The organism is uncultured Varibaculum sp., from assembly GCF_902489465.1.
GTDB lineage: Bacteria > Actinomycetota > Actinomycetes > Actinomycetales > Actinomycetaceae > Varibaculum.
On the sequence record NZ_CABTZZ010000052.1, the window covers coordinates 1 to 10,866 of the forward strand.

Consider the following 10,866-nt stretch of genomic DNA (forward strand, 5'->3'; position numbering starts at 1 on the left):
ATCATCAGCATCAAAAAAACAAAAACAGAAAAAACCAAACCCACCCCAAAAAACCAGAGCAAGCCCAGCTCAATCCCACACAAACAAAACAAAAAAACACACTATCGAGAACACAAACAACCAAACCACAAACCAACCAAACTGGCCGGTCAGGATTTATTGCGAGCAAAAAATAATCGGCGGAAAACTCGCTTCCCGCCGGCTCCGTCGCTCAGCAACGAATACAAAGTTACCGCCCCAGCGCCCACGGGTCAAACCAGATTAGGCAAAAGTAAGAGACACCACAATAGTTCTGATTTCCACCGCATTTCCCATTATGGCGCAGAAAAAGTGGCTGACTTTTTAGGGCTGATAGGTTTGAGCGATTTAGAGATTAAGAGCAAATGCCGTTAGGGCTAAATCCCCGCTGATTTTAGCGTGTTAATCACCAGTTCGCGTGCCTGGTCGGCAATAGCCGGGCCTTGCAGCCCTAATACGCCATGACAGGTGCCTGGAAGCAGCGTTAGGCGCACCGGAACGTTACTTTCCGTTAAGGTCTGCGCAAATCTAATATCTTCATCTCGCAAGGGATCGCATTGGTTGGCTACCAGGAAAGTTTCCGGCCACCCCGATAAGTCACTGGCTCTGCCCGGAGCCGCATAAATATCAGCTTTCTCCCCGCCTAGATAGGCTTTCCAACTGGCTTTAGCGTTAGGCAAATCCCATACCGGAGTGTCTTGTCCACCTTGCATAGAGACTGTGTCCAGCCGATCATCTAAAACTGGCTCAATTAGAAACACTCGGTCAGCAAGTGCTATCCCGTGGTCCCGACTGAATAAGGTTACTGCTGCCGCCAGATTACCTCCGGCGCTATCCCCATAAATTACGCTCGGGAGCGCCGGAAACTCTGCTTTCACCCATTGCCAACCCGCCACGCAGTCCTGTAATGGCAAAGGATAGGGATTCTCGGGGGCGAGGCGATAGTTGGGGCTAACAACGCACTGGCCAGTTTCTGCCACTAGCTGTCCGTTCCAGCCATCATCATAGCGAGCTTGCCCCGCAATCATTCCCCCACCGTGAATGCTGTAGATAACCCCTTGCGGTTCGCGGTTTTCTGGGCGGAACACTCGCAGTTCAACCTGGTAACCGTCTTTACTTTCCACCTGCATTATTTCCCGGGTGATACCGGCAGGTAACGTAATCTCGCCACTGAGCATTTTTTCGCCCGCTGCCCGCATTGCCGGCGGATCCCACGCCATTTGGGGTGGAACTGTATCAAGAACCGCGGCTATCTCGGAATCTAAAAGTATTTTGCTATCCATTATTCTCTTCTCCGTTGAAACTCTAATGATCTAGACTGGCTAGGAAATCGTCACAAAGGGCATAGAACTCGGCTTCTTTTTCCCGGCGTACGCAGTGACGGGTTCCCGGAAGAACCACCGTCTTTAAGTTATTGTTGCCCAGGTTCTCGATTTCTTTTAGCCGCTGCGGCCCTATCAACACGTCCTCACCATCGGAGGTAATCAGCAAGGTCGGTATGTTGAGCGAGCGGGCAATCTGTTCCCAAGGCTGCCTCGGGCTAACTTCGCCGAGGGCAACAAAACTTAAATCGACTTGCAGTTTCCCCTGCAACCATCCGCAAGATTCCGCGAGCGACCAGCTGGAATAGTCGCGGCGGTTTTCCGATAACGCCGCTGCCGGTTCGGCTAGCATCCATTTAATTCGTTTCGCCAGTTCCGCTGCGCCGTCTTTGTATTGGGTAGCTTGTTGTGGTGTTAGCCAGGCAGGTTCTTCCAAAATCAAGGCCTTAACTAAATCTGATCGCCAGAACGCTACCGCGCTCATTACCGCTGCCCCCATTGAGTGCCCGATTAATATAGCGGGCTCGCCAGCGTTAAGGTGCTCAATCGTGCATATCATATCGGCGACTTCAGTAGCTAGCGGGTCAAGCAGGGCTTCGCGGCTAAAACGTGGTGACAGCCCGTGCCCACGCGCGTCTACACAGGCTACGCGGTAATCGTTTGACCAGTATTTTTGCAGGTTTGCTAACGAGGACGCATTATCGGTAACCCCGTGGGTAGCGATAATCAGTGACCTATCTGCAGCTCCCGCCATGGTATAGGCCAGCATCTGACCTTCTGGAATTGTATTTTCCATAGTATTTACCTTAACTTTTCGCGCGTTAGCTGGCGTAGTCGCGTTCAATTTCTTCTAGAGTTTTACCTTTGGTTTCCGGGATAACTTTCAACGCAAAAATCCCTAACGCGGCGGAGGTCAGCGCGTAGACCCCGAAAGTTCCCGGGCCACCGAAGGTTTCAAATAGGCTAAGGAAAGTTAGAGAGACGATAAAGCTCATAGTCCAGTTCACGCCGATAGTTAAGCTCATCGCGGTACCGCGAACGCTCAGGGGGTAAAGCTCGGAAGCAATAATGAACACTACCACGTTCAAGGTGGAGGCAACTGCCGCGATATAACCAAATACGCAAATTAAACCAATAATTGCACTGGTAGTTCCCTGGCCGCCTATAGCTAAATCAATCGCTAACCCAGCTAGGAAGATGGTCATTAGGAAAGAGCCGCTGGCCAGCAGCCGGGTACGCCCAATCTTGTCTACTAATGCCATACCGATAAAGGTGGCAACGATATTAATCGCCCCCATACCCACGGTAGCTAGAATTGCGCTACTATCGCCTAAACCTGCTCCTTTAAAAATAGTGGGGGCATAGAATACCACCGCATTCACGCCTGTTAGCTGTCCTAGAATCTGCAGACCGATTCCGGCGATTAATACCCGGCGCAACCGGCGCTCCCCCAAGGCGCGAAAGCCTACGTTTCCTTGTTCCCCGCCAATCGAAGCCTTAATTTCGGTTAGCTCGTCCTCTACGTTTTGACTTTCCCGAACGCTTTGCAGAACCTGCCGTGCCTTATCGACCTGCCCATCTAACACCAGCCACCGCGGCGACTCCGAAAGAGTGATGATACCGATACCAAATAGCAGCGCCGGGGCTATCGAAATTCCGAACATCCAGCGCCAATCGTGACTTACGCCGTGCAGCGCATAGTTCGCAATATAAGCAATCATGATTCCGGTGACAATCATCAGCTGGTTGAGCGAGACCAAGCGTCCGCGAATATGGGCGGGAGCTAGTTCCGAAATAAACACCGGAACGATATTGGAAGCAGTACCTACCCCTAAACCGAGAATTACCCGCGCCACGATCATTACCGGAACATTGGGGGCAAAAGCCGCGATGATTGCCCCCAAGACGAAGATTGCAGATGCCGCAATTAATACCGGTCTCCTGCCGAAACGATCAGATATTCTCCCGGCGCTGAGCGCCCCAATGGCAGCCCCTACTACCAGGGAGCTAACCACCATTCCTGAATGAATAGCGTCCAGGTTAAAATCTTTCGTCATCGAGGGAAGAGCACCGGAGATGACTCCGCTGTCATATCCAAAAAGCAGCCCTCCCAGAGCAATCACTAAAGTTGCCCAAATTACTCGTTTACTTGTTACCTTATTCGCTTGCTCGCTTGATTCATCTGATGAATTCACGATTTACCTCTTTTGTAGAATCGACTGCTCCAGATGATGTCCTGGTCTAAACAGAACCGGATAGCACCATCACTCCGAACATCTGATTGAAACTCAGATACCAGGCAAGTTTAACATAACGTTAGGTCAAGCTGAAATTACTAGAGCAATCAAGAGCTAGTAACATCAGCTTTTTCGCGCAAACCTACAAAACAAATAGGTAGTTTTTGACTTATCTACATTACAAAACGAAAGAGTATCGCATCGCTCTGCTGCGCTCTATAACATAGCTATCATCAGACAACTATCGTTCAATGGGGAATGGTAATCTATAAAACAAGGTAGTTGCGATAGAGGAATCATATGGACAAGACAGTTACCCCCGAATCAGTCTCCACAGTGGACGATTACCGGCGCTTACTACATGACAAAAAGAGCTTGGAGAATCCTCGTTCACGGTCTAAAGGTGCTCTGGCTGCGATAGAAAGTTTCATACTTGAAGAGCATTTACAACCCGGAGACCCACTACCTACGGAGAATGAACTGTGTGAACGCTTAGGGGTTTCCCGCTCTTCCGTGCGCGAAGCCTTAAGACAATTACAGGCTTTAGATATTGTTACCGTTCACCAAGGACGCGGAACCTACGTGGGAGAAATGTCTTTACGTCCTTTTGCCCAAATGATGGTGTTGCGTTCTTCGCTAAAATCTACCAGCCTGACTTCCTTAAAAGAAGTCGTGCAAGTTCGCCAAACTCTTGATATTGGGTTAGCCCGTGAAATAGTAATGAAAGTGGCTGGAAAGCAGCTGACTCACTTACATCAGCTAGTTGACACTATGGTGGAAAAAGCTCGTAACGGTCAGGAATTCTTAGTTGAGGACATAGAGTTTCACACTGGTCTAGTGTCCGAATTGAACAACATCCTGCTGGAAGAACTAATGAACTCCCTCTGGCTGGTGCACATGTCGGTACTTCCTGTCTTGCCGGCTGCCGGGAAAGAAAATATGGTAGCAACTACCAAGGCGCATGGAGCTATGCTCAAAGCCGCCGAAGCGGGAGACACATTGGGATACATGGCCGCGGTACAAGACCACTATTCGCCTCTAATAGAATCCATTGAGGCTCTGCCCGCTTAAGCCAGTTTTCTATTTCCTGCCATGAGGGCGAGTCTCGGCTACCAGCACCCTCCCCTAACTACGGTTTTCTTCCGCATCCGCCCATTTCATCAGATAGGGATCGATTAACCGGTTGAATTCTTGGGGTTTGTTACGCCGCAGCGTATGCTCACAGCCGGGAATAAAAACTGTTTTCACATTCCGATTAGCTAATGCATCGGTTTGTGCTAACCCGGTTTTCCCCACGATATCTGATTCCTGATCCGAAGAAACCACCACCAGGGGAACCGCAATTTCTTGCACCAAGTCTTGCCAGTTTTCCTTAAAACTAACTACCCCGGTTCCTATCAGTCCCGAATCCGACCGGAGCTTTCCAAAAACCCAACCAATCATGGTATCCCCCGGCCACCAGGGACGCCGCTTTCTCCCCCAGTTATAGGCCACCATTGGGTCTTGCCAGGACTCAAGTTGGCTAAGAGCAGTCGGAATATTAGTGACATAGTTTTGACGGTAAGTTTGCGACAGCCACGCTGGATCTTCTACTACCGCCCCTGCCACCAGTTCAGGGTGGCGCGCAGCCAGTTTCGTAACGAGGGCGCCCCCCATGGAATGCCCCACGAAAATAGCTTTTTTACCAAAGGTTTTTTCGATAAATTGCACCGCGTGCACCAGGGCAGAAAATGAGGCCTCGAAAGGATCTTCTAACTCTTGGTCGGTAAATCGAGGCGAAAAACCGTGTCCTTTATGGTCTATTGAAACCACCAGGTAACGAGACTTTAAATGGTCAATATAATCCGCCCAGGCAATCGCGCAGTCTTCTACTCCATGAACCAAAATAATTAGAGGGCGAGTAGGATTTCCCGCTACCAGATAACTAAGCATTTTTACTCCTTGCTATGGTGCTCTGCTTTTCTTGGCGATATGTATCCAAGAAAAGCAGAGCACTGCCAACAACTATTCCGACTAGCTGTCTTCACTAAAAGGCATTTAAGACTTATCTGCTTACATTTATTTGAATGGATAGCTAATACTAGCGGAGCTTCTAGGCCACCGGACGAACATAGTCCTCATCGATGGTGGCATAGGTAAGTCCCGTAACTTCTTTATTGGCTTTCGGAAATACTAGGCTGATCAGATAGGAGAATACCAAAGAAGATACGAAGGCAATAAACGCTATCATCAGCGCGGAAGAAAACATTGATCCTTCTGGCAGGAAGAATTTCATTCCTACTCCCACCAACACGCTGATAATAAGCCCTGCTATAGCGCCTACTGAGTTCGCCTTTTTAGTGAAGATTCCGATAAAGAAAATCCCCGCTACCGGCACCCCGAACAGCCCGGAAACTGTAAGGAAGATATTCCAGGTTTCATTCGCATCATGCAATAGGAAATAGATCGCTACTGCCAGAGAGAAACACCCGGAAATCGCAATAATGATCCTTGCTAGTGCCACATCGGACAGACCTTTTAAGCGGTTCGCAAAGAAACGCTGCTTAAAATCAGTCACCGCACAACTGGAGATAGCGTTCAGACTTGAAGCGATAGTTGATTGTGCAGCCGCAAAAATACCGGCAATTACTAGGCCAGCAATCCCGGCAGGCAACTGAGTAATCACGAAATAGGGAACCAGACCAGCAGTATTCTTTTCTAGAATCTCTGGGAGATTATCGGCGTAGAAAGACCAAAGAATTGTGCCCATACCAAAGAAAATCGGGATAGTGATTAGCCCCAGGAAGAAGTTAGTCCACAAGGCTTTTTCAGTTTCTTTAATAGATTTTGTTACCTGATAGCGCTGCACCACATCTTGGCTTCCGGTGTATTGGTAAAGCGTGTTAGCCAGTTGGCCTAGCAAAATCACCGGCACAAACTTATCCATGTGTTCAAATTGGAAGTTCTGCCCTGAAAGTAGCTTTCCGTCATGGGCAGCTGAAGTAACTAACTCGCCAAACCCACCATTTAGTGCGGATATGCCTATAATGCACACCAGGAGAGCTCCCCCTAATAATAGGAATCCTTGGATTACATCAGACCACACCACGCCCTCAATGCCACCTAAGAAGGTGTAAACGATACACAGTCCCCCAACGATTACCGCCACGACGATGGGATTAATAGAGGAAACAGAGGTAATTGCAATAATAGGCAGGTAGATGACCACTGCCACGCGCCCAATATGGTAAATCATAAACAATAGGGAGCTAATAGCTCGCATCGCCGGATTGAATCGTTCCTCTAAATACTCGTATGCGGTGGTTACCTTGAGTTTCCGGTAGAAAGGAATATAAAACTTGATAAAGACCGGAGTCAGCATCATGATACTCAAGGATCCGATAGCATAAGCCCAGTCATTGTTGAACGCTTGCTCGGGAGTGGACATAAAAGTAATAGCGCTCAAAGTTGTGGCATACATACTGAATCCCGCTGCCCAGGCCGGGATTTTTCCTTCTGCTTTAAAGAAGGCATCTGTATTTTTGCTAGCACGCCTGGTGAAATAAGCACCTACCGCCAACATCGCCGCTAGGTATGCAATCAAAACTATCCAGTTCGCAGTACCAAATTCAGTTTTCATTTAATTACAGCTTTCTCGTCATTGGGATTAGGTAACTACTTGAGTTACGAGTGTCACTTTACCGTTGCGACTTCAACGTGTACATAGAAAAAATAGTAATTTATCTGACAATTTATATCAGCATATTTTTCCCACCCACTAATACTCAACCCTTAAATAGCTATTAACAAGGAACTATAAAGAATATCCCCAAAACCCTTGCGTCAACCAAATCAATGAATTATGCTCTAAGTGTCAGACAACTAACGACGGATTTGAACTGCGGAAGAACCTACCGCTTACAGAGAGGCAACGATGTTTCTACTGTGACAATTACTTAAGCAGCCCTCTTCCCACGCGAGTACTCTACAAACAGATAAATCCACTAAGTAAAAGGAAAAGAAATGACTGATTTCTCCGGTATCGTTCCCCCGGTAGTTACCCCGCTAACCAAGGACGGCAAACTCGATAAAGAATCCTATAAGCGTCACCTAGAACGAATGATTGCAGCCGGAGTAGACGGCTTATTCGTCCTCGGCTCCTCCTCAGAAGTCGCCTTCCTAACCGACCAAATGCGCCGGGAAGTCCTGAAAACAGCGGTTGAAATCGTAGATCATCGGGTTCCAGTACTGGGCGGTTGTATTGATACCGAAACTATGCGGGTTATTGAACACGCCAAAGAAGCAAAAGAACTCGGGGTAGATGCGATTGTTGCTACCGCTCCGTTCTATGCTCTTGGGGGACTAGCGGAAATCGAACGCCACTTTCGCCTGATTCACCAGACCATCGACCTGCCCCTATTCGCTTACGATATTCCCGTATGTGTACACGTTAAACTGCCAGTAGATTTAATTATTCGCCTCGGTAAAGACGGGGTGTTATCCGGCGTAAAAGACTCTTCCGGTGACGATGTTTCTTTCCGTTTCCTCTGCCAGGAAAATCGCGATTGCGGTCACCCCTTAACCCTCCTAACTGGGCACGAAGTCGTGGTTGATGGCGCCTATATGTCCGGCGCTGATGGATGCGTACCCGGCCTGGGAAATGTAGATCCCGAGGGTTACGTCCGCCAATGGCGCGCCTACCAGAACGGGGATTGGGAAACCGTACGGAAAGAACAAGAGTATTTAGCTCGCCTAATGCGTATTACCGCAGTACCAAGCGGTATTCAAGGCTACGGAGCGGGAGTAGGTGGCTTCAAAACTGCCCTGCAACTGCTGGGAGTTTTCAACACCAACCAGGTTACCGAACCGGTTAAAGCCCTCGAAGGGGAAAATGTTGAACGCGTACGCGCCATACTTGAGCAAGTAGGGCTCTTAAAATGAGCTATATCCTCGCCGCCGACTTGGGCGGCACTAAGATAGCATCCGCGGTAGTTAATACTGCCGAAGGGACAGTAGCGGCAAACTATTCGCGTTCTACCCCCGCCAGTGAGGGTAGCGCGGCAGTAGTAGCCGCCATTATCGAAGCATTAAGCCACGCTAAAGACACAGCTAAAGCCGAAGGCATAACCCAAATCCAGGCAATCGGCATTTCCGCTGCGGGGGTGATTGACCCTAAACGGGGAACGGTTATTTCTGCTACCGATTTGATTAAAGGCTGGACCGGAACCGAACTAGCGAAACAGGTAAAGGCAGCTTTCAACACGAAAGTTTTCGTCCTCAATGATGTGCACGCCCACGCCCTCGGGGAAGCAACCCTGGGAGCCGGTAAAGACTATTCCTCTATCCTGGCCGCAGCGGTGGGAACCGGTATGGGAGGCGGGCTAGTTATTGATGGTCAAGTCCAGTTTGGCGCACACTGCGCCGCCGGTCATATTGGGCATCTGCCCCACCCGTTAGCTGCCGGTTTAACCTGTTCTTGTGGAGCCAAGGGTCATATCGAAACCGTGGCTTCCGGCAGTGGTCAAGTAGAACTGTATAACCGGGATAAACCGGCTAATCTCCCGAGGGCGCAAAGCGGACGCGAAATCACCGAACGCGCCCTAAAAGGAGAAGCGTGGGCAACCCAGGTTATCTATGACTCTGGATACGCTCTAGGTCAAACCCTGGCCGGTATCTGCAACTTGGCTGATCCCCAGGCCATTATAGTTTCCGGGTCGGTTACCCATTCCGGTAAGCAATGGTGGCAGGCAGTAACAGCTGGCTTCCAAGCCGATGCTCTCACCCCCGTAAAGAACACTCCCCTAATCAGTGGCACTCTGGGAGGAAATGCCCCCCTAATAGGTGCAGCTATTTGGGCAAATACGAATCTAGGATAATCATGAATCAAATAATCCAGTCCCTTAAAGGGGGATTAATCGTTAGCGTACAAGCCTATGTGGGCGAACCGATGCGGCACAGTGAAACTATGGCTCAGATAGCTTTAGCCGCTGAGCAAGGTGGCGCCGTTGGGATTCGCTGTCAGGGCTTATCGGATATTTCTGCGATTAAAGGACAGGTTGAAATCCCGGTTTTGGGGATTTGGAAAGAGGGGCACGAGGGCGTGTTTATCACTCCTACTTTGCGTCACGCTCGCGCCTGCTCAATGGCAGGAGCCGATATTGTGGCGCTAGATGCTACCCGTCGTCCTCGTCCCGATAGTCTAACTTATGGGGAAACTGTTGCTGCCTTGCATGATGAGGGCATAGTGGTGATGGCCGATTGCGGAAGTATCGAGGATGCTCGGCAAGCAGCTGAAGCAGGAACCGATATTTTATCTACCACTCTGGCGGGATATACGGGAGATAGACCCAAAACTGGCGGACCAGATTTTGAGTTACTCGCCCAAATGACTGCGGAATTTCCAGAGTTTCCAGTGCTATGTGAAGGACGAGTGCACACCCCGCAGCAGGCACGCCAAGTTATGGAGGCGGGAGCCTGGGCGGTAGTAGTCGGCACCGCGATTACCCATCCCACCAGTATTACTAGCTGGTTCAATGCCGCCATCAAGGGTTAGAACCTATACGTCTGTTTATTTGCAGTTACAAACGGGGACTTTATAAGACAAGAGAAAAGTTTGGGGGCGCTGGATTAATCCAGACACCCCCCAAAACTATTTGCATCTGCGGTTATTAGCTATTCGCGGCGGCGTGGTAGCTTCAATGCTTTCGCATCGATTCCACGCCGCCGCTGCTATCAGGAAAACCGGGTAGATATCTTAGCCTTATGATTCTAAGCGACGGTTACGAATCCTAGTGCCTGCAACTATCAGTATTAATGCAGCTAGTGCGAATGCTCCGCCGTAAGCGCCGGTGCGAGTTAGATTCCCACCGCGCGAGTTAGCAGTATTATCTCCTGTCCCCGCGCTATTGGATTTACCCGATTTTGCGGGGTTATCTGTAGGAGGCGCTACCGGTCTGTCGGTAGTTCCCGGCTTTCCGGTACCCGGCTTATCTTTATCCGGATTGCCCGGTGTAGCCTCGCATCCTTGCGGAACCATAGCCTGGAAAGTCCATTTAGTTACTGACCCCGTAGCGAAACGATAGCTGCTGGTATCAGAGATTTTGGCGGTAACTGTTATTTGCTTTCCGTAGGCGTATTCGTGCTTACCGGCTGCCACCTCTTTGCCGTCAAGCAGGTATTGGACTCCTTTGGTTACGGGAATCTCCACGAATGGTTTCTTCTTGCAGCTGCCCGGATCGGTTGCCACCGGTGCTATCGGAGTCACCTCGGTGATTTTACCGGGTGTTTCTTCGTATGCCGTCTTCTGCTTG

At 49.6% G+C, this 10,866-nt stretch carries 10 protein-coding genes; 5 read left to right on the top strand and 5 right to left on the bottom strand.

Going from position 1 to position 10,866, the window contains the following annotated elements; all coding sequences use genetic code 11:
* Positions 1-393: hypothetical protein (locus RDM26_RS07910; protein WP_307738430.1), on the top strand; the 393-nt coding region annotated here is incomplete at its 5' end.
* Positions 394-395: 2 nt separating this feature from the next.
* Here RDM26_RS07910 and RDM26_RS07915 read toward each other — a convergent pair.
* The 3 genes from RDM26_RS07915 to RDM26_RS07925 are packed head-to-tail and all read right to left on the bottom strand — an operon-like array spanning position 396 to position 3,535.
* A complete protein-coding gene (locus RDM26_RS07915) occupies positions 396-1,301 on the bottom strand; it encodes an alpha/beta hydrolase fold domain-containing protein (protein ID WP_307738431.1) in 906 nt (301 codons plus the stop codon).
* A 22-nt stretch (positions 1,302-1,323) separates the two neighbouring features.
* Complete coding sequence (locus RDM26_RS07920) at positions 1,324-2,136, bottom strand: alpha/beta fold hydrolase (protein ID WP_307738432.1); 813 nt, start codon at positions 2,134-2,136, stop codon at positions 1,324-1,326.
* 25 nt (positions 2,137-2,161) lie between these two features.
* Positions 2,162-3,535 (bottom strand): sugar porter family MFS transporter, encoded by a 1,374-nt coding sequence (locus tag RDM26_RS07925; protein WP_307738433.1) that lies wholly within the window; start codon positions 3,533-3,535, stop codon positions 2,162-2,164.
* A gap of 342 nt (positions 3,536-3,877) precedes the next feature.
* Here RDM26_RS07925 and RDM26_RS07930 point away from each other — a divergent pair, with 342 nt between their 5' ends.
* A complete protein-coding gene (locus RDM26_RS07930) occupies positions 3,878-4,648 on the top strand; it encodes a GntR family transcriptional regulator (RefSeq protein WP_307738434.1) in 771 nt (256 codons plus the stop codon).
* Between the two features lie 54 nt (positions 4,649-4,702).
* Here RDM26_RS07930 and RDM26_RS07935 read toward each other — a convergent pair whose 3' ends face one another.
* Together RDM26_RS07935 and RDM26_RS07940 are read right to left on the bottom strand one after the other, a co-directional pair.
* Positions 4,703-5,509 carry an alpha/beta fold hydrolase gene (locus RDM26_RS07935; RefSeq protein ID WP_307738435.1) on the bottom strand — a complete coding sequence of 269 codons (807 nt, stop codon included), beginning with the start codon at positions 5,507-5,509 and terminating at the stop codon, positions 4,703-4,705.
* Positions 5,510-5,669: 160 nt separating this feature from the next.
* Positions 5,670-7,196 (bottom strand): sodium:solute symporter, encoded by a 1,527-nt coding sequence (locus RDM26_RS07940; RefSeq protein WP_024058640.1) that lies wholly within the window; start codon positions 7,194-7,196, stop codon positions 5,670-5,672.
* 383 nt (positions 7,197-7,579) lie between these two features.
* Between RDM26_RS07940 and RDM26_RS07945 the strand changes: the two genes are divergently transcribed.
* From RDM26_RS07945 to RDM26_RS07955, 3 genes are read left to right on the top strand one after another with little or no spacing between them, the layout of a single operon-like run.
* Positions 7,580-8,497: a dihydrodipicolinate synthase family protein gene (locus tag RDM26_RS07945; protein WP_307738436.1), complete on the top strand. Its 918-nt coding sequence runs from the start codon at positions 7,580-7,582 to the stop codon at positions 8,495-8,497.
* Positions 8,494-9,432 carry an ROK family protein gene (locus RDM26_RS07950; RefSeq protein WP_307738437.1) on the top strand — a complete coding sequence of 313 codons (939 nt, stop codon included), beginning with the start codon at positions 8,494-8,496 and terminating at the stop codon, positions 9,430-9,432. Before RDM26_RS07945 ends, RDM26_RS07950 begins: the two co-directional genes overlap by 4 nt.
* Before the next feature lie 2 nt (positions 9,433-9,434).
* Entirely contained in the window at positions 9,435-10,109 is a 675-nt protein-coding gene (locus tag RDM26_RS07955) for a putative N-acetylmannosamine-6-phosphate 2-epimerase (protein WP_307738438.1), read from the top strand.
* The last annotated feature ends 757 nt before the right edge of the window (positions 10,110-10,866 follow it).